At 69.1% G+C, this 20,794-nt stretch carries 19 protein-coding genes; 6 read left to right on the top strand and 13 right to left on the bottom strand.

The features are described from left to right. The 9 genes from ACFFDA_RS26815 to ACFFDA_RS26775 all read right to left on the bottom strand — a co-directional run bounded on the left by ACFFDA_RS26815 (position 1) and on the right by ACFFDA_RS26775 (position 8,204). The gene (locus ACFFDA_RS26815) at positions 1–1,473 is read right to left on the bottom strand and encodes a UDP-N-acetylmuramoyl-L-alanyl-D-glutamate--2,6-diaminopimelate ligase (RefSeq protein WP_404480304.1); all 1,473 of its coding nucleotides are present in this window, start codon (positions 1,471–1,473) and stop codon (positions 1–3) included. Next, complete coding sequence (locus tag ACFFDA_RS26810; RefSeq protein WP_404480303.1) at positions 1,470–3,245, bottom strand: peptidoglycan D,D-transpeptidase FtsI family protein; 1,776 nt, start codon at positions 3,243–3,245, stop codon at positions 1,470–1,472. Before ACFFDA_RS26810 ends, ACFFDA_RS26815 begins: the two co-directional genes overlap by 4 nt. Then, a complete protein-coding gene (locus tag ACFFDA_RS26805) occupies positions 3,242–3,775 on the bottom strand; it encodes a hypothetical protein (RefSeq protein WP_404480302.1) in 534 nt (177 codons plus the stop codon). Before ACFFDA_RS26805 ends, ACFFDA_RS26810 begins: the two co-directional genes overlap by 4 nt. Further along, complete coding sequence (gene rsmH / locus ACFFDA_RS26800) at positions 3,772–4,773, bottom strand: 16S rRNA (cytosine(1402)-N(4))-methyltransferase RsmH (RefSeq protein ID WP_404480301.1); 1,002 nt, start codon at positions 4,771–4,773, stop codon at positions 3,772–3,774. Before rsmH ends, ACFFDA_RS26805 begins: the two co-directional genes overlap by 4 nt. After that, positions 4,770–5,276, bottom strand: coding sequence for a division/cell wall cluster transcriptional repressor MraZ (locus ACFFDA_RS26795; RefSeq protein WP_404480300.1), 507 nt, complete (start codon positions 5,274–5,276; stop codon positions 4,770–4,772). Before ACFFDA_RS26795 ends, rsmH begins: the two co-directional genes overlap by 4 nt. Positions 5,277–5,615: 339 nt before the next feature. Beyond that, positions 5,616–6,434 carry a DUF4350 domain-containing protein gene (locus ACFFDA_RS26790; protein ID WP_404480299.1) on the bottom strand — a complete coding sequence of 273 codons (819 nt, stop codon included), beginning with the start codon at positions 6,432–6,434 and terminating at the stop codon, positions 5,616–5,618. Continuing rightward, positions 6,406–6,753 (bottom strand): hypothetical protein, encoded by a 348-nt coding sequence (locus tag ACFFDA_RS26785; RefSeq protein WP_404480298.1) that lies wholly within the window; start codon positions 6,751–6,753, stop codon positions 6,406–6,408. Before ACFFDA_RS26785 ends, ACFFDA_RS26790 begins: the two co-directional genes overlap by 29 nt. Before the next feature lie 39 nt (positions 6,754–6,792). After that, positions 6,793–7,818 (bottom strand): cysteine synthase A, encoded by a 1,026-nt coding sequence (locus ACFFDA_RS26780; protein WP_404480297.1) that lies wholly within the window; start codon positions 7,816–7,818, stop codon positions 6,793–6,795. Positions 7,819–7,886: 68 nt separating this feature from the next. Beyond that, positions 7,887–8,204 carry a 2Fe-2S iron-sulfur cluster-binding protein gene (locus ACFFDA_RS26775; RefSeq protein WP_404480296.1) on the bottom strand — a complete coding sequence of 106 codons (318 nt, stop codon included), beginning with the start codon at positions 8,202–8,204 and terminating at the stop codon, positions 7,887–7,889. Between the two features lie 107 nt (positions 8,205–8,311). Here ACFFDA_RS26775 and ACFFDA_RS26770 point away from each other — a divergent pair, with 107 nt between their 5' ends. Beyond that, a complete protein-coding gene (locus tag ACFFDA_RS26770; RefSeq protein WP_404480295.1) occupies positions 8,312–8,929 on the top strand; it encodes a DNA-3-methyladenine glycosylase family protein in 618 nt (205 codons plus the stop codon). Positions 8,930–9,270: 341 nt separating this feature from the next. Here the strand turns inward: ACFFDA_RS26770 and ACFFDA_RS26765 are convergent, their stop codons facing one another. After that, a complete protein-coding gene (locus ACFFDA_RS26765) occupies positions 9,271–9,561 on the bottom strand; it encodes a 4a-hydroxytetrahydrobiopterin dehydratase (protein ID WP_404480294.1) in 291 nt (96 codons plus the stop codon). Between the two features lie 68 nt (positions 9,562–9,629). Between ACFFDA_RS26765 and ccmA the strand changes: the two genes are divergently transcribed. The 5 genes from ccmA (at position 9,630) to ACFFDA_RS26740 (ending at position 13,701) form a co-directional block, all read left to right on the top strand. After that, complete coding sequence (gene ccmA / locus ACFFDA_RS26760; RefSeq protein ID WP_404480293.1) at positions 9,630–10,202, top strand: heme ABC exporter ATP-binding protein CcmA; 573 nt, start codon at positions 9,630–9,632, stop codon at positions 10,200–10,202. Next, positions 10,199–10,855: a heme exporter protein CcmB gene (locus ACFFDA_RS26755; protein ID WP_404480292.1), complete on the top strand. Its 657-nt coding sequence runs from the start codon at positions 10,199–10,201 to the stop codon at positions 10,853–10,855. The genes ccmA and ACFFDA_RS26755 overlap by 4 nt, the downstream gene beginning before the upstream one ends. A 122-nt stretch (positions 10,856–10,977) precedes the next feature. Beyond that, on the top strand, positions 10,978–12,132 hold the full coding sequence (locus ACFFDA_RS26750; protein ID WP_404480291.1) for a sulfotransferase family protein: 1,155 nt from the start codon (positions 10,978–10,980) through the stop codon (positions 12,130–12,132). 50 nt (positions 12,133–12,182) lie between these two features. Then, a complete protein-coding gene (locus tag ACFFDA_RS26745; RefSeq protein ID WP_404480290.1) occupies positions 12,183–12,806 on the top strand; it encodes a carboxymuconolactone decarboxylase family protein in 624 nt (207 codons plus the stop codon). Between the two features lie 436 nt (positions 12,807–13,242). Beyond that, positions 13,243–13,701, top strand: coding sequence for a hypothetical protein (locus ACFFDA_RS26740; RefSeq protein WP_404480289.1), 459 nt, complete (start codon positions 13,243–13,245; stop codon positions 13,699–13,701). A gap of 139 nt (positions 13,702–13,840) precedes the next feature. Here the strand turns inward: ACFFDA_RS26740 and ACFFDA_RS26735 are convergent, their stop codons facing one another. The 3 genes from ACFFDA_RS26735 to ACFFDA_RS26725 form a co-directional block, all read right to left on the bottom strand. Then, positions 13,841–14,722, bottom strand: a complete 882-nt coding sequence (locus ACFFDA_RS26735) for a transglutaminase domain-containing protein (protein WP_404480288.1) — start codon at positions 14,720–14,722, stop codon at positions 13,841–13,843. Continuing rightward, positions 14,722–17,232, bottom strand: coding sequence for a circularly permuted type 2 ATP-grasp protein (locus ACFFDA_RS26730; RefSeq protein WP_404480287.1), 2,511 nt, complete (start codon positions 17,230–17,232; stop codon positions 14,722–14,724). The genes ACFFDA_RS26735 and ACFFDA_RS26730 overlap by 1 nt, the downstream gene beginning before the upstream one ends. 113 nt (positions 17,233–17,345) lie before the next feature. Then, entirely contained in the window at positions 17,346–20,711 is a 3,366-nt protein-coding gene (locus tag ACFFDA_RS26725) for a DUF2126 domain-containing protein (protein ID WP_404480286.1), read from the bottom strand. Positions 20,712–20,794 lie beyond the last annotated feature (83 nt).

The following is a 20,794-nucleotide window of genomic DNA, read 5'->3' as shown; positions in this document are numbered from 1 at the left end:
CTACCTTCCCAGCGAGCCAGCCATTTCCCTGGCCACGGTGACATCGTCGAATGGCAGGACGCGCATGGTGTCGCCGCTGCCGATGATCTGCCCCTGTTCATGCCCCTTGCCGGCGATGAGGACGATGTCCCCCACGCCCGCTTCGGCGATGGCGGCGCCGATGGCCTCCCGCCTGTCGCCCACTTCCCGCGCGGGCTCCCTGCCCTTGCCCGCCATTCCCGCCAGAACCATGGCGCGGATGGCGGCGGGATCTTCCCCGCGCGGATTGTCGTCGGTGACGATGGCGAGGTCTGCCCCCTCGCTCGCCGCCCGGCCCATTTCCGGCCGCTTGCCCTGGTCCCGGTCGCCACCGGCACCGAAGACCACGATCAGCCGCCCCGCGACATGCGGACGCAGCGCCGCGATGGCCGCTTCCAGGGCATCGGGCGTATGCGCGTAGTCGACGTAGACCGGCGCGCCCGATGCGGTGACCCCGGCCCGCTCTATCCGCCCGCGCACCGTCACGAGGCGTTTGACCGCATCGAACGTCGCGTTCGCATCGCCGCCCGTCGCCAGCACCAGCCCGACCGAGACGAGCACGTTGGCGGCCTGGTAGGCCCCGATCAGCGGCAGGTCGATGACCCGCTTCTGCCCGGCGTGCTGGATCTCCAGCTTCTGCCCGAGCCCGGTGGGAGTGCGGCCGAGCAGACGGATGTCCGCGCCCTTCTCGCCGACCGTGAACAGCTTCAACCCGCGCGCCTTCGCATGCGTGATCGCCTTGTCCGACCACGCGTCGTCGGCCCAGACGACCGCCGTGCCGCCGTCAACCACGACTTCGTCGAACAGACGCATCTTCGCGGCGAAATACGCGTCCATCGTCTCGTGATAGTCGAGGTGGTCGCGGCTCAGGTTGGTGAAGGCTCCGGCGAGCACGCGCGGCCCTTCGATACGGAACTGCGACAGGCCGTGGCTCGACGCCTCGTAGGCGACGTGCGTGACGCCTTCGCGCGCGAGGCCCGAGAGGTTGGCGAGGAAGGTCGCGATGTCGGGCGTGGTGAGCCCCGTCGAAATGCTCTCGTCGCTGGTGGTGACGCCCAGCGTGCCGATCGAGGCGGCGCGATGCCCGGCCATGCGCCACAACTGCCGGGTCAGCTCGACGGTGGAGGTCTTGCCGTTGGTGCCGGTAACGGCCACCAGCGTTTCGGGCACCGGAGCGAAGAACTGCGCGGCAAGGTGCGCGAACAGCCGCCGCGGCTCCTCGTCGGCGAAGTGGATCACGCCTTCGACATGCGCGTCCGGATGGGCGACGACCGCCACCGCCCCGGCCTCGACGGCGGCGGCGATGAAGTCCTCGCCGTTGAACTTCGTGCCCCGGAAAGCGCCGAAGACGGTGCCCGGCGCGACCTTGCGGTTGTCGATCGCGAAGCCGGTGACGTTCGCGTCCGTCGCCACCGGAGGGAGCCCGGCGGCGGAGCAGATGGCGGAAAGCTTCATTCTCCGTCGCTCCCTTGCGGCACCAGCGGCTTGAGGTCGGTGATGTCGATGTCGCGCGTTTCATCAGGCATCACGCCCAGCAGCGGCCCGATGCGGGGCACGACGCGCTGGATCACCGGCGCGGCGTTCCAGGCGGCCGTGCGCTGGAACGAGGTCGCCTGGGTGCCCTGCGGCTCGTCCATCATCGAGATGACGACGAAGCGCGGCTTGTCCATCGGGAAGGCGGCGGCGAAGGTCGCGATCAGCGAGGACTTGCGATAGCCGCCCACGCCCGGCTTTTCGGCCGAGCCGGTCTTGCCACCGACGCGGAAGCCCGGCGCATCGGCCTTGCGGCCGGTGCCGTATTGCACGATCATGCGCAGCAACTGGCGGATGCGCGCACTGGTCGAGGCCTTGAACACGCGACGACCTGCCGGGACCTGCGACGCGTCCAGTTTCTTGAGCGTCGCCGGGCGCCACAGCCCGCCGTTGACCAGCGCCGCATAGGCCGAGGCCAGATGCAGCGGCGTCACCGCGATGCCGTGCCCGTAAGCCACGGTCATCGTGCGCAGGCGCGGCCATTCGCCGCTCGGCCAGATCGGGAAGCCCTTGGCGGGAAGCTCTACGTGCGGCCGCTCGTTCATGCCGAGCGCTTCCATTGTCTTCTTGAGCCGCACTCCGCCCAGTTCGTCGGCGATGCGCGCGGTGACGGTGTTGGACGAATGGATCAGCGTCTCGGGTACGTTGAGCGAGGAACCGTAGTTGTGCAGGTCGTGGATCGTGAAGCGGCCGACGTGGAGCGGCGTCGCCGGCCACTGCTTGCCCATGTCGGTAACGACGCCGGCATCGATCGCGGACGCCACCGTGATCGGCTTGAAGGTCGAGCCCAGTTCGTAGACCTGGTTGGTCACGCGGTTGAAGCCGTGGGGCACGTCGCCCTGGCGGGCTTCTTCCGCCGAGATCACCATGTCGGTCGGCTTGACGTGGTTGGGATCGAACGAGGGCAGGGAGGCCAGCGCGAGGATTTCGCCGGTGTCGACGTCGAGCACCACACCCGCCGCGCCCTTGGCCTTGGAAAGCTGCATGGCGCGGGCGAGTTCGTCCTCCAGCGCGCTCTGCACGCGAAAGTCGATCGACAGCACCGAGGAACTGGCACGGCCTTCAGGGCTGATGAGCTGGTCGTTGAAGGCCTGCTCCATGCCGACCTTGCCGTGGCCGTAGCTGTCGACGTAGCCCAGGACATGCGCGGTCATCGACCCTTGCGGGTAGAAGCGCGTCGCTTCCAGCGGGAACTCCAGCGCCGGCTCGCCAAGCGCGTGGACCTTGTTGGCGTCCTCGGGCAGGATCGACTTGCGCAAGTAGCACGGCTTGCCGGCGCGCAGGCGGGCGATCAGCTCGTCGCGGTCGAGGTCGGGGAAGATCGCGACGAGGCGCGCGGCGACCTGCTCGGGCGTCTGGATCAGCGACGAGCCCTCGGTCATCGCCTTGGGGTTGAACCACAGCGAATAGACACGGAAATCGCGCGCCAGCGGAACGCCGTTGCGGTCGACGATCTCGCCGCGATTGGGGATCAGCAGGTCGCCCAACTCGCCGTGACGCGGGGTGACGCCGGTGAAGCCGAGGTAGGTGATGCGGCCCAGCGCGCAGACCGTGACGAGGACGAAGACGCCCAGAATCCACAAGGTACGCAGCTTCGCCACCAGCAGCGAGCGCTGGCGCACGTTGACGAGCTTGCGCCGTCCGGTCGAGACCGTCGTCGGTATCGTCCCGAACGAAAAGGTCTGCGCGTTCACTGCTGGGCAGCCTCCGCCACTTCGATGCGGGCCAGCCGCTTGCCGATGGCGGCCGCGTCGCGCGCGATCGCCTCGCGCTCGGGATCGCGGCCCTTCGCCGGCTTGTCCGCTTCCGGCAGCGCCGCGGCGGTCGCGCCGGTCACGGGCGAGACCATCGCCAGCAGCGAGCCGCCCTCGCCTTCCGGCTTCTCGGCATTGGCGTAGCGGATCGGCTGCGGCGCGCCCGGACCGGCAGCCGCGCCCAGGGCCGCAAGCTGGCGCTCGCCCTCGATGTACTGGCCGGCCATCGGTGCCTTGTAGCCGAACTCGAGGTCGTTGAGCTGCTTGAGCGCCTGCTGGTTGGATCGAGTCTGGAACTCGGTTTCGAGGAAGTCGATGTCCTGCTTGACCCAGACGATCTTCTTCTCGGTGTCGTGCACCTGGCTCTTGACCGCGTTGACGCGCAGCGTGAGGCCGATCGTCATCGCCCCGCACACCACCAGTACGGAAACCCAGCCGATCGAGCGGATACGGTCACTGGTGAAGTTCATGCGGCACTCCTGTGGTTGGGGGTCCCAACAGGGTTTCGGGGGGGAGCGGCGGTGCGGACGGCGCTGCGCAGGGTGGCGGAACGCGAACGCGGATTGACGGAAAGCTCATGCTCGCCGGGACGCACGGCCTTGCCGACGCCCTCGAAAGGCACCGGCGCGCCGGCAGCTTGCGGCAGGTGGCGCGAGGTCGACTGGCCGGCGCTGCTGGCATCGCGCAGGAAGCGCTTGACCTTGCGATCCTCGAGGCTGTGGAACGTCACGACCGCCAGGCGCCCACCTTCGCGCAGCAGCGTCTCCGCGGCACCGAGGCCGGCGTCGAGTTCGTCCAGTTCGCCGTTCACATGGATGCGGATCGCCTGGAACGTGCGGATGGCCGGGTCCTTGGGCGCCGAATTGCCCTTGTAGGCCGGGTTGTAGCCCAGCGCCTTGCGCACCGCGCGGGCCAGCTCGGCCGTCGTCTTCAGCGGACGCGCGGCGACGATCGCGCGGGCCACCCGGCGCGACTGGCGCTCTTCGCCATAAAGGAACAGCACGTCGGCGATCGCCGCCTCGTCGGCCTCGTTGCAGAAGTCCGCTGCGGAGAACCCGTCCTGGCTCATGCGCATGTCGAGCGGACCGTCGGAACCGAACGCGAAGCCGCGCTGAGCCTGGTCGAGCTGCATCGAGGACACGCCGATGTCCATCACCACGCCGTCAACCCGATCGACCCCCACGTCCGCCAACCCTTCGACCATTTCGGAGAAGCGGCGGGCGTGCAACACGAGGCGCGGGGGATTTTCGGCGAGTTCGGGCCATTTCCCCGGATTTCCCTCGATCGCGGCAATGGCGTCGGGATCGCGGTCGAAGGCGTGCACCGTCGCGCCCGTGTCGAGCAGGCGGCGGGTATAGCCACCGGCGCCCAGCGTCGCATCGACGATGAGGTCGCCGCCCCGGGGGTTCAGGGCGGCGACCACCTCCTCAAGGAGCACGGGAATATGGGGCTGCTGGGGGGAACTCACTTCTTCTTCGCCTTTGCCAGCTCGGCGTCCTGCAGCGAGCGGCAGGTCGCGATGGCGGCCTCGAACTCGGGATCGTCGGCGAGCTTGTAGAGTTCTTGCGGATTCCAGATCAGGATCGTGCGGCCGATGCCCTGGAAGAACAGTTGATCGTCCAGCGCGGCGAGGCTGGCGAGCGCCTCGGGCATGGTGAAGCGGCCGCTGCCGTCGAACGGCACCTGCTGGAAGTTGTAGAGCTGCATCGCGCGCTTGTCGCGATTGAAGGGGCGGCCGGCGGCATCGGCACGCGCCTGCTCGGCTTCGAGCTGCGCCTCGAACTCGTCGACGCGCGACTGGCCGAAACCGACGAGGCACTTCCACTCGGGATGCTTGGCGAGCAGCAGCACGTCGCGGGTGCCGCTCGATTCGCGCACGGTCGAGCGCAGGACGTTGGGCAGCACGAAGCGGTTCTTGTCGCGTAGAAGCGAAAAGCCCTGCCCGCTGTAAATGAATGGCTGCCCCGCCATGTCCGCCTGTTTTCGCCTTGATAGGTGACCGTCCCGGACAAGACCGACCCTCGCCCGACCACGCACGCGCGCACTCGGGTTCCGCGCCTCCACGAGACACGGCGAGACTCAGCCATTCCGATTGACCGTTCTTCTATATCGGGAAATGTGGTGATTAAAGGGAAATATGGGGATAGGCGGGAATTTATCCACTGCGCCGCTATTTCCTCGCCCAGGACGGCCCTTATCCGGAGAAGATCTTAGGTGCCAAGAATCGCACAATACTGTTGAATCTTATAAAAATTTCGGGACGGCACGGCCGATCCCCACCGATCCCCGATTTCATGCCGCCCATCCCCGTCACCTCTCCGAAACCGGCGGGAGGGCCAAGCGATCTAGCAATCCGGCCAGAATCACCTGGCGCCCGGGGACCTCGGCGGAATCTTCGGGATTTTCCAGGAGTGCCGCGTCCGCAAGCGCCACGATGCGGCCCTTTCCGGCCTTGCAGTCGGCAAGCATCCCCTCCGCCTGCAGACGGCAGTGGGCGACCGCGCCCCCGGATTTCCCCGTTTGCGCCGCTTCCCCGAAATTCCCGGAAAGGCGGAAGCGGCCGGGCAGGTTTACCGGGACGTTCCCCTCGGGCAGCCGAATGGCGTGCTCGCCCGCCGGCTGCTCCTCGTCGAATTCCAGCGCAAGCCCCCAGCGGCCGAGGATCGGCGAGAGCATCGCCATGTCCTGCGGGCGGCGGGGATCGCCGGGGCCGAACAGGGAATGGGCGGTGAGCATCGGATCGGCCAGCAGCAGCACTCGCCCGCCTTGCTGCACCCAGGCGTCGAGCGCGACGTTCTCCTGGGGGGTCAGGGGGCGCGGCTGGGCGAGGATCAGCACGCCGTCGCTGGGAAGCCGCAGCGGCGCGAGCGTATCGAGCGGAACCACCCGGCCGCGCTCGCGCAGGGCCGTCAGCGCCCAGTGCGGTGGCGATTCGTCGGCCAGTTGGCCACGGATGTCGGCGCTCTCGTTCCAGGCGATGGGCAGGCTGGAGTAGAGCCCGAAGGTTTCGCCGCGCGGCGCCGGCGCCGTATCTCCCCTGCCGCAGCCAGCAAGGGCAAGGGCAAGGGCGGCGAGCAGGACCAGCCGGGAAAGGACGGGCCTAGGGCGTGGCGGGCGCACCCGGATCACCCGAGGGGTCTGCGGCCGGCGACGGCGTCGGGCTCGGGTCGGCGGCGGGCATGACGCCGATGTCGGCGAGCGGATCGCTCGCGGTCTTGGTCGGCTTGGCGTCGACCGCGACGACCTGCTGGATCGGGTCCTGCGTATCGGCGAGGCGCAAGCGGTCGCGGATCACGTTCGCAAGCCCCACGATGAGGAGCATCGCGCAAAGGCCGAACAGGCCGATCTGCAATCGGTAGACGGCCTGAGAACGCAGCTCGCGCGCGGACGGGGGCATGAAATGCCGGGGCGCCTGCAGCGGTTCGATGATGCTTTGCTGTTCGACCATAAAAGGCGGAATGTTTCCTGCCATCGACGAGTTGTTACATCACTTCGCCAGCCAAGGGAAGACCGGCAGGCCCTTCGCTTCGAGCCATTCGGCATTGTACAGCGAAGAGAGATAGCGGAAGCCCGTATCGCACAGGATCGTCGCCACGCGAGCATCGGGCTTGCCTTCGGCGACCAGCTTGCGGCCCAGCGCCACCGCGCCGGCCACGTTGATGCCCGAGGACAGGCCCAGGCACAGCCCTTCCTCGGCCAGCAGGCGGCGGACCCATTCGAGGCCCTCCTCGTCCGAGATGCGGAACTGGGTGTCGATTGGCGCGCCTTCGAGGTTGGCGGTGATGCGCCCCTGCCCGATTCCCTCGGCCACCGAATTGCCTTCGGCCTTGAGTTCTCCGTGGGCGTAGTAGTTGTAGAGCGCAGCGCCGTAGGGATCGGTCAGGGCGATGGTAATGGTTTCGTCGAAGGCCTTGAGGCCCATGCCGGTGCCGGCGATCGTGCCGCCGGTGCCCGCGGCGCAAGTGAAGCCGTCGACCCGGCCTTCCATCTGCTCCCAGATCTCGGGTGCGGTCGATTCGATGTGCGCCTTGCGGTTGGCGATGTTGTCGAACTGGTTGGCCCAGATCGCGCCTTCGGTCTCCTCGGCCAGGCGGCGGGAGGTGTGAACGAAGTGGCCCGGGTTCGAGAACGGCGCGGCCGGGACCAGCACCAGTTCGGCGCCCAGTGCGCGCAGCGTGTCCATCTTCTCGCGCGACTGGGTCTCGGGCATGACGATGACCGTCTTGTAGCCCAGCGCATTGGCGACCAGCGCGAGGCCGATGCCGGTATTGCCGGCCGTGCCCTCGACGATCGTGCCGCCGGGCTGGAGCAGGCCCCGGCCTTCCGCATCGCGCACGATCCACAGCGCCGCACGGTCCTTGACCGAGGCGCCGGGATTGGCAAATTCGCACTTGCCCCAGATCTCGCACCCGGCAGCCTCGCTCGGCCCCTTGAGGAGGACGAGCGGCGTATTGCCGATGAGGTCGAGCGTGGAGGGCTGGGCTTGCGGTGCAGAGGGCTTTGAAGCGGTCATGGCGCGACAGTTAGGAAGCCCGGACGCAAGGCGCAAATGGTTTGCGCCTTGCGATCCACAAATAGACCTCAATCTTCCTGCGCGATGGTCACCTTGAGGCCTTCGAGGTCGGCCGTGACCGGCACCTGGCACGACAGGCGCGAGTACTCGTTGCGGTGGTCCGAGCTGTCGAGCAGGTCGTTCTCGTCCTCGCTCATCGCCGGCAGCTTGTCCACGAACGCGGGGTCGATGTGGACGTGGCAGGTCGCGCACGAGCAGCAACCGCCGCACAGCGCGAGCAATTCGTCGAACCCGCTATCGCGGATGACTTCCATCAGAGTGCGGCCCTCGGCAGCCTCGACGTTCGATTCTTCACCGGACTGATTGACGACGATGATCTGCGGCATGGCTCTCGATTCCCCTTTGATACACCCTGTATCGTAATTGTGCTGGTATGCGCACTTGCCGCAGGCTGCTAAAGGCTGCGACCCTGATTTGCAAGGTAGCCGAACCGATGGGTCTGACCGCAGAAAAACTCCGCTCCGGCCTCGACGCCATCGCCGCGCGCGAACCGGCGATGGCCCGTGCCCTCGCGATCGCCGGCTATCCCGAGCCGCGCATCCGCGCGACCGGCTATGCGACGCTGCTGCGCACGATCGTCGGCCAGCAGGTGAGCGTGGCTGCGGCGGCCTCGGTGTGGACCCGGCTGGAGGCGCTGCTGGGCGAAGGCATCCACCCCGAGACCCTGCTCGCGGCCGAGTTCGACGCGCTGCGCGGCTGCGGCCTGTCGCGCCAGAAGCAGGGCTACGCGCGCTCCCTGTGCGAACTGGTGATCGCCGGCAGCCTCGACCTCGAGAACCTGCCCGCCGACGACGAGGAGGCGATCGCGCAACTCGTGCGGATCAAGGGGATCGGCCGCTGGTCCGCGGAAATCTACCTGCTGTTCGCCGAAGGCCGCGCCGACATCTGGCCCGCCGGCGATCTCGCCGTCCAGGCCGGCCTGCACAAGCTGCTCGGGCTGGAGGCGCGCCCCAACGAGGCACTGGCCCGCGAACTGGCCGAACCCTGGCGCCCGCACCGCGGCGCCGCGGCGATCTTCACCTGGCATTGCTACAACAACCCGGCCCTGTGACCTGCGCCCCCCGCGCGCAGCCCGAGGAGACACCAGGTTTACACGGTTTACACTGTCCAGGACGGACGTGTCACCTTGGCCTGGAAGCGTCCCTTCGGCCGGTGTCACCGCGGACAGGGCGCGACGGGCGAACGGGTGCGGAAGGCCGGACGGGATCATGGCCCGAAGCTATCGCACCGCCCCGGATGTAGGAAAGCACCTTAGCGACCCGGATCGCCCGCGCAGCGGGTGGTGGAGGGGTGAGACGAAGACCCCTCCGTCAGCGCTTCGCGCCGCCATCTCGCCGTTCCTGCGGAGCAGGAAGGCGCAGCGCCGACCTGTCCCGGGGTTCCCGCACGCATTCAGGCGATCGAATCGACGAACCGCGCCAGCGCCACGTCGCGCTGGCTCAACCCATCGGCGTCGTGGGTGGTCAGGGTCACGCGCACGGTGGCGTAGACGTTGAACCATTCGGGATGGTGATCGGCCTTGTCGGCATACAGCGCCACGCGGGTCATGAAGCCGAAGGCCTCGTTGAAGTCGGCGAACTTGAGCGTGCGTTCGATGGCGAGGCCGTCTTCGCGCAAGGTCCAGTCGGGCAGGCCGGCAAGCGCCTCGTCGCGCTGCGCGTCGGTCAAGCGGGGTATGGGCATTTCGGTCTCCTTGGCAGCCCCTCGCGTTTCTCCTATCGCTCCCGCCCATGCAAGCCATGCCGCAAGCCATGACCCAACTCGACGTGACCGACCTCGCGTGCCGTCGCGGCGACCGGGTGCTGTTCGCCCGGCTCTCGCTGCGGATGAAGGCCGGCGAGGCGCTGCAGGTGGCCGGGCACAACGGCATCGGCAAGTCGAGCCTGCTGCGCATCCTCGCCGGCCTCGCCCCTGCTTTCGCCGGCACCGTGGAAGTGGCGGGCAGCGTCGGCCTGCTCGACGAGCGTCCCGCACTGGACCCGGCGCTGCCGCTGGGGCGGGCGCTGGCGTTCTGGCGCGGCATCGACGGCGATGGCGGCGACCACCTCGACCGACTGGGCCTTTCGCGCCTGCTCGACGTGCCGGTGCGCTACCTTTCCACCGGCCAGAAGAAGCGCGCCGCGCTGGCCCGCCTGCTGGGGCAGCGCGCGCAGGTGTGGCTGCTGGACGAGCCGCTCAACGGGCTGGACGGGCATGCGGTGCAACTGGCCGAGGCGATCGCCGCCGAGCACTGCGCGGGTGGAGGCATCGCCCTGGTCGCCTCGCACCAGCCGTTCCGCCTGCCGGCAATGCGGGCGCTGAACCTTTCGGATTTCGCGGCATGAGCCGGGCCATGGCCTTGCTGCGCCGCGACCTCGCGCGCCTGCTGATGGGCGGGCGCGGCGGCGGGGCGCTGCTGCCGGTGCTGTTCTTCCTGTCGGTGGCGATGCTCTATCCTTTCGCGGTCGGGCCCGACGCGCCGCTCCTGGCGCGCACCGGCGGCGGGGTGATCTGGGTCGCCGCGCTGCTCGCCGCGATCCTGCCGCTCGATCGCCTCGTCGAGCCCGACATCGAACTGGGCATGTTCGACCAATGGGCCCTGCGCGGCATTTCCGAGGAACTGGTGATCGCGGTGCGCGTGATCGCCCACTGGCTCAGCTTCGGGCCGCCGCTGATGCTGGCGGCCCTGCCCGCCGCCGCACTGCTGGGCCTCGACGGTGCGACGCTGCGCACGGTGGAGATCGGGCTGCTGGCGGGCACTCCCGGCCTCGCCGCGCTGGGCGTGACCGTGGCGGCGCTGACCGCGGGCCTGCGCGGCGGGGCGGCGCTGTCGGGCCTGCTGGTGATCCCGATGGCGGTGCCGGTGCTGATCTTCGGTGCCGGGAGCCTGGGCACCGGCGGCGCCAGCGGCCTCGCGCTGACGGCCGCCGCCAGCCTCGTGCTGATCGCCATCGCCCCGTTCGCCGGCGGCGCCGCGGTGCGCGCTGCCCGGGGGTGAGTTCGACGAGGGACTGAGTCGACCGAAACGGCGCATCATCGCCGAGGCGTTTGGCGCCTGCCCGCCCCCCGCGCATAGTGCCGCTCGCGTACCGGACAAACCGGGCGGGGAGGCGGACGGCGATGGAAGACAGCAAGGCCCTCATGGCCACGGCGCAGGCCGCGACCGGGCTCACCGACTTCGGCGACGACGGCTTTCGCGAGGGGCTGGAGCGGCTGGTCGATGCGCTGAACGCCGAGGCCCGCCTCAACGCCGCCGGCGACCACGCCCTGCGTGACCGCATTCTCCTGCACTTGCGCCAGCGGCTGATGGTCGAGGACTGGTATCGCCGCCATCCCGAGATCGACGACGAGGCGATCACCGCGCCGCTGTTCGGCGTCAGCCTGCCGCGTACCGGGTCCTCGGCGCTGTCCTACCTGCTCGCGAGCGACCCGCAGGTGCGTTACCTCCGGGTCTGGGAAAGCGCGCAGCCCTGCCCGCCGCCGTCGACGGTGGCAGGCCCCGATCCGCGCCGCGGCGTTGCCGCCAGCGCCACCGACGAGCGCCTGCGCGGCGGCAACCGCACCCCCACCGGGATCGACGGCGCGATGGAGTGCCAGGACCTCATGGCGCTCGATTTCCGCAGCCAGATCTTCCAGGCCTTCGCCCAGGTGCCCAGTTATTCCGAATGGCTGCTCGATGCCGACCACGCGGGCACCTACCGCTACGAGAAGCGCGTCCTCAAGCTGCTGCAGTGGGGCGAGGCCGGCGACCGCCCGGCGCGGCCATGGCGCCTGAAGGCACCGACCCACATGCTCTACCTGGACGCGCTCGACGCCGCGTTCCCGGACGCGCGCTTCGTCATGACCCACCGCGATCCCACCGACGTGATGCTCTCGGTGGCGACGGTCTATGCCCAGATCATCGGGACATTCTCCGACCACGTCGACCATGCCTATATCGGCGACCTCAACGTGCGCTGCTGGTCCGAGGCGATGACCCGCGCGATCGCGTTTCGCGAGGCGGGCAACGACCACCGCTTCTTCGACATCCACTTCCGCGCGATGCAGGAGGACCCGGTTCGCGAGGTCCGCCACCTCTACGCCTGGCTGGGCGAGGAGGTCTCGCCCCCGTTCGCCGAGGCCATGGCGCAGTGGTGGGCGTCCAACGGCGCTGCCGACCGCATGGCCAAGCCCGACGATACCCGATTCGGCCTCGAGCCGGGTGCCGTGCGCGCGCGCTTCGCCGACTACCTCGCCCGCATGGACCGCTGGACGCCCCGCGCCCAAGCGGCCTGACCTTTCCACGCCCTCCCCGACCTTTCCCTCCCTCAAGGACAGACACCAAGATGCCCGAACCCACGACCGGCCGGTACGAATTCGATGCGGACGCGCGCATGGCGCAGACTGTGGCGCACGGCCCGCGCTACGCCCCGCTGACGCTGGCCGAAGTAAGCCCGGAGGGGCAGGAGCAGGTCGACGCGATCCGCGCCGCCTTCTCGATACCCGAGAGCCGCCCCTTCCCCGACGTCAGCCTCATCACCTTGCGCCATCCCGGCATGTTCAAGGGCCAGATGGTGCTCGGCATCGAACTGGCCGCCAAGGGCACGATCCCCCACCGCGAGCGCGAACTGGCGATCCTGCGCCTCGCTCTCCTCGCCCGTGCGCCGTTCGAGTGGTGCGAGCATGTCGACATCGGCAAGGCCTTCGGCGTCACGCCCGAGGAGATCGAGCGGGTGATCGACGGCTCCGCGGCGCCCGGCTGGACGCCTCACGAAGCGGCCGTGCTGCGCGCGGTTGAGGAACTGCTCGCCGACCACTGCATCGCCGATTCGACCTGGGACGAGCTGGCGCAGACTTACGACGAGAAGCAGATGCTGGAGTTCCCGCTGCTGGTCGGCTCGTACCTGATGACCGCGCTGCAGCAGAATTCGCTCAAGATCCAGCCCAAGGCGGGGTTCGACTACCGCTGATTCGCGGCGCCCGGCGTGGAGGAACCTGTGGATAGATCGGGCAGAAGCTGTGGGTGAAGAAAGGCGCCGACGAATCGCCTCCCGATCGCCGTGCGGGACTTGATCCGGAACCACTGGCGCGGCCACGCCTTGCCATAGACCGCGGCGCCGGAACGTCCGCCGGCGAGCTATCGCCTCTGGTATGCCCGGCGATCCCCGTATTCGCGGGCCCATTGCAGACCCCCCGATTTCGGCCAGATCGCGGCCTTCCGTGACCTTCAAAAAAAGGCCGGGGCGAGCAAGGCAAGGAGCCGCCCCGGCCAAAGGTCACAGGATGGGAAGAACGCCCCATGACAAGCGTTCCTCCGGGCTTGGTGCAGGCTTGACGAGAGGAGCAAGCCGCGCAACAGTAGCTAATGATAATCATTCGCATGTGCAAGCCCTAAGGAGTCCCGGCATGTATCAATACGTCGACCGCCCGCTCAGCACTCTCGACGAAGGCTGCCGGTTCCTCGTCTGGTCCATGCGCGCATGGGTCACCGCGATCGGCCAGAAGCGCTGCCCGGCCCAGCTGCTCGCTCCGGCCTTCGCGCGCTGGCGCATGATCGGCGGCTTGCAGCCCTTCCACCGCGCGATGGTGCTGCTCAACCGCGACGCGCTCGACACGCTGGCGTTCTGCCCGCTGGGCTGCAGCCACGTCTCCGAGCACGAGGCGGTGATTCTCGAACTCATCACTTCACTGCGCGACCGCGGGCCGGTGGCGACTCGCGAAACGCTGGAACTGGTGGTGACCGAGGACAGCATCGGTGACCTGCTGGAAACCCTGTCGCGCATCGGAGCGGCGCTGGCGATCGCTGGAATCTTTCCCGGCGAGCCGGTGGCCAGCCCGACGCCCCCCCCGTCGTCCCGGACCTGATCCGGGACCGTGGAGGCACGCCTGGGGCGATAGGCCGCCGCGGGCCACTGCGGCGTGGAGGCCTTGCGCAAGCGAGGCGCGGCCTTGCCCCGTCGCCCCGGGTCGAGCCCGGGACGAGGGGGTTACGCACACAGGTTGCTCAATCCAGCGGGGCCACGTCCACCGAGGCGTACATCTTCTGTTCGGACGAGCCCCGGAACGTCCCGTCCAGCGGCGCCACGTCGGAATAGTCGCGGCCCATGCCGAGGAAGATGTGGTCGGTGTCGGCGAGGCAGTCGTTGGTGGGATCGAAGCCGATCCAGCCCAGCTCCTCGCCGCACCACAGGTTGACCCAGGCATGCATGGCGTCGGCGCCGACGAGGCGCTCCTTGCCTGGCGGCGGCAGGGTGCGCAGGTAGCCGCTGACGTAGGCCGCCGGTATGCCGTGCGCCCGCGCGGCGATGATCATGACATGGCTGAAGTCCTGGCACACGCCATGGCGCTTGGCGAAGGCCTCGACCGGCGGGGTATCGGTCTGCGTCGCGTCGGCGTCGTAGGTGAATTCCTTGTGGATCGCCGCCATCAGCGCGCGGCCCGCGGCCATCACCGGCATCGCCTCGTCGAGGAACGAGCCCGCCCACTGCGCGATGACCGGATCGGGCTGCGCGATCGGCGAGGCGAAGATGTACGACGCCGGGCCCAGGTCCGAGAGATCGGGCTTCCTCATCGCCCGCTCGCGCAGCTCGGCAAGGCCGGGGCCGGTGGCGTCGCCCACGAAGAACGGCAGCGGTTCCACTTCCACGGTGAAGCGGCTCTCGATCTGCAACTGCGCCGTCGCCTCGCGCAGGGAGAAGCGCGATTCGTTGACGTGGTAGCCGCCCGGCCCCTCGATCACCTGGACAGGCGCCGGATCGAGGCTGAGCGTGAAGTCCGCCACCGTCTGCCCGTTCCACGCCGCCGGGCGCAGGCGCACGTTGAACTGCGCCATGCTGACCGGCTGCGCGTATTTCACGGTGGTGATGTGGCTGATCGAATAGCGCATTACAGCAGCCGCGTGCGCCTTTCCGCTTCCTCGGAATCGAGCTGGAGAAAATAGCGCGAGGAAATGGCGTCCGACAGGCCGAGCAACTGCCCCTCGATCGCCGCGAGCCGCTCGACCGTCATGTCGGCCGCGGTCGCAGCCTGGAGTTCTCCCAGCAGCGCGCGGGCGGCACGCAAGGGCGCTTCGGGGATGTTGTCGTCGCGCAGGCTCGGCAGCGCCGCGAGGTGGGCGACAATCTCGCCGACCTGGAACACCAGCGCGCGCGGATTGTCCGGGTCGAGCAGCACGAGGTCGCGCACCGGGTTGGCCACCGGCCGGGTCAGGTAGCGGCTGCGGTAGATGATCTGGCTGTCGCACAAGTCGAGCAGCAGGCCGAGCCCCGTCGCCGGGTCGAGCGGCGGGTCGCCCTCCTCACCGGCATCGGGCATGAGCTGGCGGGCCATGCGGCAGATCGCCTGCGCGCGCTCCAGCCGCTGGCCGATCTCGAGGAAGCGCCAGGCGGCCGAACGTACCATGTTTTCCGAGATCAGCCCGGCCAGCGCGCTGAAATGCTCGGTCAGCCAGCGCGTGCTCCCCAGCATCGACTGCGGCTGCTCGACGTTGATCGAGGGCATCGGCCGGCTCACCACCCGCCAGAAATCGCGGGCGAAGCGTTCGCGCAGTGCCATGCCGACCTGTTGGCGGCGGCGCATCAGCATCGCGACCCCGCTGGGCAGGCGGGTTTCGGTGAGCGCCCGGGCGCAGATCTTGGCGACGGAGAGCTTCGCGGTTTCGGCACTGATCGCGCCCCAGTCCTGCAGCAGCCCGGTCAGGCGCGGCAGCACGCCGCCGCCGTCGCTCCCATCCTGCCCGCCGCTACCGTCGATGTCGGCCGGGTTGGCAAGGATCGCGCGCACGATGCGCACCATGGTCTCGGCGCGCTCGTTGTAGCGGCCGAACCAGAACAGGTTGTCCGCCGCCTGGCTGGCAAGGATGCCGCCCCCGCGCGAGATCGGCGGGTCTCCCGCGACCCGGCTGCCCAGGTGATGGCTGGTCGGCTTCTCGTCGACGATCCACAAGTCTGCCGAAAGGTCGCCCGCGCCCATCAGCGAGGTCGGCAGGGCATTGGTGGACGACAGGCGCGCGAAGCCGCCGGGCATCACGGTCCAGCCGCCGTCCCCCGTGCGCGCGACGAAGGCGCGCACGGTGAAGGGACGCGGCACGATCTTGCCGTCGATGATCGCCGGCGTGGTCGACAGGCGCACGATCTCCTGCCCGCAATAGTCCATCGGGCGGCGCCACAAGGCATCGATCAGCGCATTGCGCGCCTTGATGCCGAGCCCCGCGCCGGCCACCGGATCGCGGCTGTCCAGCCCGTCGATCGGCTGGCCGAAGGCGGGGAGCAGCGCCAGTTCGTCGAGCCGGGCGGCCACGGTCGAGCTTTCCACCGCCTGCCCGCACCACCAGGTCGCGACGTTGGGCAGGATCGGCGCCTCGCCCAGCAGGACCCGGCACAGGCGCGGCATGAAGGCGGCGAAGGCGGCGGATTCGAGCACTTCGACGCCCGGCCAGTTCATCATCTCCACCCCGCCGCCGGCCCAGGCGTCGAACAGGTTGGCGACGCCCAGCCGCGACTTGGCGTCGAACGAGAGCGGGTCGAGCGCGGTGGTGTCGATCCAGCGCCACACCGCGTCGACGCGCTTGGGCCCGGCGATGGTGCCGACGTAGAGCCGGTCGTCGAGCACGGTGAGGTCGCGCCCCTCGACCAGCGGCAGGCCGAGGTAGCGCGCGAGGTGCGCCTGCTCGGCATAGGTCTGGTTGAAGCGGCCCGGCGTCAGCAGGGCGATGCGCGGGTTCTCGCGGCGGCAGGCGGCGGCCATGCCCGCCTGCATCTGCGCGAAGAAGTCCGACAGCCGCCGCGCATGGGCATCGGCCAGCAGGTTGCCCACCGCGCGCGACATGGCGAGGCGGTTCTCCAGCGCATAGCCGACGCCGCCCGCCACGCGCACGCGGTCCTGCAGCACCCGCCACTGCCCGCCCGGCCCGCGCGCGAGGTCGGCGGCATAGACGTGCACGAAGCGCCCGCCGGGCGGCGTGCGACCGACCATCCGGCGCGCGAAGAACGGGCTGCCGGCGACCACCGCGGCCGGCAGGTGGCCGTCCTTCACCAGCGTCTGCGGGCCATAGATGTCGGCGGCGAGCTTCTCCAGCAGCCCCGCGCGCTGGATCAGCCCCCGCTCGACCTGAGCCCATTCGTCGGCGCCGACGATCAGCGGCATGGCGTTGAGCGGCCAGGAGCGTTCGTCCTCGTCGCCGGTGAGGCGGAACGCGAGGCCGAGGTCGGCGGCATGACGCGCGGTCGCGTCCTGCAGGGCCGAAGGGTCCGCGTCGGTCAGCCCGGCAAGGCCCCTGGCGACATTGCGCCAGCACTCGGCGACCGGGCGCGAGGCATCGCCGAACAGGTCGCCGCTGGAGGCGGAATAGCCGTCGAGCCAGTTGGGCGTCGGGGCGAGGTCGGGCTTCGTGCTCATCGCCCGGCGCCTCGGTCCGCGCTTGCACGTGACACGTCACCACCCCGCCTACGCCTCTCCCCCGCGCTGGGAACGAGAGCGTCTCCTGGGATGATGGGACATGCGAACATCCCTTATGTTAGCCGGGCGGGCCGCCTGAGGTCGAGAGTATAGGGAAATTCGCCGGCAAATTCCTCCACCGGACGCGGCAGGGGCCCCGGCGAATGGCCGTGCTCCTGGAAGCGCGCCTTGCGCCGGGCCTCGGCCTCGTAGCCGTTGACCGGCATCGTATCGTAGTTGCGCCCGCCCGGATGCGCGACGTGATAGACGCACCCGCCCAGCGAGCGGCCGTTCCACAAGTCGAAGATGTCGAACGTGAGCGGCGGATGCGCGGGGACCATCGGATGCAGGCACTCTGCCGGGAACCACGCCTTGTAGCGCACCCCGCCGACGCCTTCTCCCGGCGCGATGGCGGTGAGCGGCACGCGGCGGCCGTTGCAGGTGATGACGTGGCGCCCTTCGACGAGGCCGGTCGCCTTGACCTGCAACCGCTCGGTCGAACTGTCGACGTACCGTACGGTGCCACCGATCGCGCCGGTCTCGCCCAGCACGTTCCACGGTTCGAGCGCGTGGCTGATCTCGAGGCTCACGCCGCCGCCCTCAACCTCGCCGTGCACCGGGAAGCGGAACATGCGCTGCGCCTCGAACCACCGGGGGTCGAAATCGTAGCCCGCCCGGCGCAGGTCATCGAGAACGTCGAGGAAGTCGGCCCAGACGAACTGGCCGAGCATGAAGCGGTCGTGCAATTGCGTGCCCCAGCGCACCAGCGGCCCTTCGACCGGCTCGCGCCAGAACCACGCGGCCAGCGCGCGGATCAGCAGTTGCTGGGCACAGGACATGCGCGGTTCGGGCGGCATCTCGAAGCCGCGGAACTCGACGAGGCCGAGGCGGCCGGTGGGACCGTCGGGGCTGAACATCTTGTCTATGCAGATTTCGGTGCGGTGGGTGTTGCCCGTCACGTCGACCAGCAGGTTGCGGAACAGGCGATCGACCACCCACGGCGCGGGCTGCGGCTCATGGGGGCCGGGCACCTGCGCGAGCGCGATCTCCAGTTCGTAGAGCGAATCGTGACGCGCCTCGTCGATGCGCGGGGCCTGGCTGGTCGGGCCGATGAACAGGCCGGAGAACAAGTAGCTGAGCGAGGGATGCCGCTGCCAGTACGTGACGAAGCTCTTGAGCATGTCCGGGCGGCGGATGAACGGGCTGTCGAGCAGCGTCGGCCCGCCCAGCACGATGTGATTGCCGCCGCCGGTGCCGATCGAGCGGCCGTCGACCATGAACTTGTCGGCAGTGAGGCCGATCTCGCGCGCGCAGTCGTAGAGCGTCTCGGTGATCTCCACCGTCTCGCGCCAGGTGGCCGAGGGGTGGATGTTGACCTCGATGACGCCCGGATCGGGGGTGATCTTGAGCACCATCAGGCGCGGGTCGGGCGGCGGGCCGTAGCCTTCGACGCGCACCGGCAGCCCCAGTTCCTCGGCCACGACCTCGATCGAGGCGACAAGTTCGAGATAGTCCTCCAGCGCCTCGGTCGGCGGGATGAACACCGCGATGTAGTCGCCGCGCGGCTCGACGGTGACGGCAGTGCGCACCGCGCCCTGGATGATGTCGGCCTCGACCGCCGGTTCGGCGAAGGACTTGGGCTCGGGCACCGCACGGAAACGCTGGGGGCCGCGCTCCTGCGTCTGGTTTGCCTGCTCCGTCACCTGCACGCGGTAATCGGCCAAAGGCTCGCGCGCCTCGGCGGTGTCGCGCGGGTGGATATAGGGGAAGTCCTTCGGCGCCACGTAGGGCAGCGAGCCCAGGGGCAGGCGATAGCCGATCGCGCTGTCGCCCGGCACCGCCGTCAGCAGCCCCTTGCGCACGCGCCAGTATTCCGAGCGCCAGCGCGGCAGCGACTTGTCCTTGGCGTTCCAGCGCTGCACCGGCAGCACGAAGCCCACCGGCTTGTCGAGCCCGCGCCGGTAGGTGCGGCGGAAGCGGCGCGCCAGTTCTTCGTCCTCGATGCTGGGATCGAGCGGAGTGACGTTCACCGCCAGTTCGTCCTCGCGCAGCATCCACACGCCGCGATCCTCGTAGACCGGCTGGACGAAATCGGCGTCGATCCCGAGCCCTTCGGCGGCGGCGGCAAGCAGGTTGGCGGCCGAGAGGATGTCGATGGTGGGCACCGGATCGGGGTCGCCGCCCTTCTCCAGCGGCTTTTCGCCGGCGATCAGGCTGTCGTCCTGCCAGATCGGCACGCCGTCCTTGCGCCAGTAGATCGAATAGCCCCAGCGCGGCAGCGTCTCGCCCGGATACCACTTGCCCTGCCCGTGGTGGAGCAGTGATCCGGGCGCGAACTTGGTGCGCAGCAGGCGGATCAGCTTGTCGGCATAGGCGGCCTTGGTCGGGCCGACGGCGCCCGAGTTCCACTCGTCCGCCTCGAAGTCGGTCGCGGCGATGAAGGTCGGCTCGCCACCCATCGTCAGGTTGACGCCGCCCGCCACCAGGTCCTCGTCCACCTTGTCGCCCAGCGCCAGCAGCGCTTCCCAGCGATCGTCGGTGAAGGGCTTGGTGATGCGCACCGCCTCGGCGATGCGGCTGACTTTCATGGAGAAGTCGAAATCGACTTCGGCCGGTTCGGCCATGCCCTCGATCGGGGTGGCGGAGCGGTAGTGCGGAGTAGCGCAGAGCGGAATGTGCCCCTCGCCCGCGAACATGCCGGACGTCGCGTCGAGCGCGATCCAGCCGGCGCCGGGCACATAGGCCTCGGCCCAGGCATGGAGGTCGGTCACGTCCTCCAGCACGCCGACGGGGCCTTCCTTGGGCAGCACGTCGGCGACGAGCTGGATCGAATAGCCCGACACGAACCGCGCGGCGAAACCGAGGCGACGCAGGAGCTGCACCAGCAGCCAGGCCGAATCGCGGCACGAGCCGATGCCGACGCCAAGGGTCTCCTCGGGCTCCATCACGCCCGATTCCATCCGGATGACGTAGCCGATGCGCTGTTGCAGCCTGGAGTTGATGTCGACGAGGAAGTCGACGGTGCGGCCTTCGTAGCCGGCATGTTCGGCGACCAGCGCCTCGAACAGCGGGCCTTGTTCCTCGACCTCGAAATAGGCGGAGAGGTCGCCCTTCAGCGTCTCGTCATACGTGAAGGGATATTCCTCCGCTTCGGGTTCCACGAAGAAATCGAAGGGGTTGATGACCGCCAGCTCGGCCAGGAGGTCCACCTCGATCGAGAAGTGGTCGACCGGCTCGGGGAAAACCACCCGCGCCAGCCAGTTGCCGTGCGGGTCCTGCTGCCAGTTCAGGAAATGCTCGGGCGGGCTGATCGTGAGCGAGTAGTTGGGCACCTCGGTCCGGCTGTGCGGCGCCGGGCGAAGCCGGATCACCTGGGGGCCGAGACGGATGCGCCGCGAATAGCGGTAGCGGGTGAGGTGGTGCAGGGCGGCCTTGATCATCGCCGGGGAGTGTGCGGCAAAGAATGTTGCACTGCAACGATGTTCACTTGTGCCGGTTGCTTAATTTGCACGGAGCGCCGTCC

The organism is Novosphingobium sp. BL-52-GroH (assembly GCF_044813085.1).
Lineage (GTDB): Bacteria > Pseudomonadota > Alphaproteobacteria > Sphingomonadales > Sphingomonadaceae > Novosphingobium.
Note: the sequence above shows the minus strand (reverse complement) of the source record. Positions and strands in the feature narration are given on the sequence as shown.

Excerpts from the sequence above, each read along its gene's own strand:
- ACFFDA_RS26770 (WP_404480295.1), top strand. The coding sequence starts at position 8,312 with ATGGGTCTGACCGCAGAAAAACTCCGCTCCGGCCTCGACGCCATCGCC.
- ACFFDA_RS26765 (WP_404480294.1), bottom strand. The coding sequence starts at position 9,561 with ATGCCCATACCCCGCTTGACCGACGCGCAGCGCGACGAGGCGCTTGCC.
- ACFFDA_RS26805 (WP_404480302.1), bottom strand. The coding sequence starts at position 3,775 with ATGAACTTCACCAGTGACCGTATCCGCTCGATCGGCTGGGTTTCCGTA.
- ACFFDA_RS26775 (WP_404480296.1), bottom strand. The coding sequence starts at position 8,204 with ATGCCGCAGATCATCGTCGTCAATCAGTCCGGTGAAGAATCGAACGTC.
- ccmA (WP_404480293.1), top strand. The coding sequence starts at position 9,630 with ATGACCCAACTCGACGTGACCGACCTCGCGTGCCGTCGCGGCGACCGG.
- ACFFDA_RS26750 (WP_404480291.1), top strand. The coding sequence starts at position 10,978 with ATGGAAGACAGCAAGGCCCTCATGGCCACGGCGCAGGCCGCGACCGGG.
- ACFFDA_RS26785 (WP_404480298.1), bottom strand. The coding sequence starts at position 6,753 with ATGGTCGAACAGCAAAGCATCATCGAACCGCTGCAGGCGCCCCGGCAT.
- ACFFDA_RS26730 (WP_404480287.1), bottom strand. The coding sequence starts at position 17,232 with ATGAGCACGAAGCCCGACCTCGCCCCGACGCCCAACTGGCTCGACGGC.
- ACFFDA_RS26735 (WP_404480288.1), bottom strand. The coding sequence starts at position 14,722 with ATGCGCTATTCGATCAGCCACATCACCACCGTGAAATACGCGCAGCCG.
- ACFFDA_RS26795 (WP_404480300.1), bottom strand. The coding sequence starts at position 5,276 with ATGGCGGGGCAGCCATTCATTTACAGCGGGCAGGGCTTTTCGCTTCTA.
- ACFFDA_RS26740 (WP_404480289.1), top strand. The coding sequence starts at position 13,243 with ATGTATCAATACGTCGACCGCCCGCTCAGCACTCTCGACGAAGGCTGC.
- ACFFDA_RS26755 (WP_404480292.1), top strand. The coding sequence starts at position 10,199 with ATGAGCCGGGCCATGGCCTTGCTGCGCCGCGACCTCGCGCGCCTGCTG.
- ACFFDA_RS26745 (WP_404480290.1), top strand. The coding sequence starts at position 12,183 with ATGCCCGAACCCACGACCGGCCGGTACGAATTCGATGCGGACGCGCGC.
- ACFFDA_RS26725 (WP_404480286.1), bottom strand. The coding sequence starts at position 20,711 with ATGATCAAGGCCGCCCTGCACCACCTCACCCGCTACCGCTATTCGCGG.
- ACFFDA_RS26780 (WP_404480297.1), bottom strand. The coding sequence starts at position 7,818 with ATGACCGCTTCAAAGCCCTCTGCACCGCAAGCCCAGCCCTCCACGCTC.
- ACFFDA_RS26815 (WP_404480304.1), bottom strand. The coding sequence starts at position 1,473 with ATGAAGCTTTCCGCCATCTGCTCCGCCGCCGGGCTCCCTCCGGTGGCG.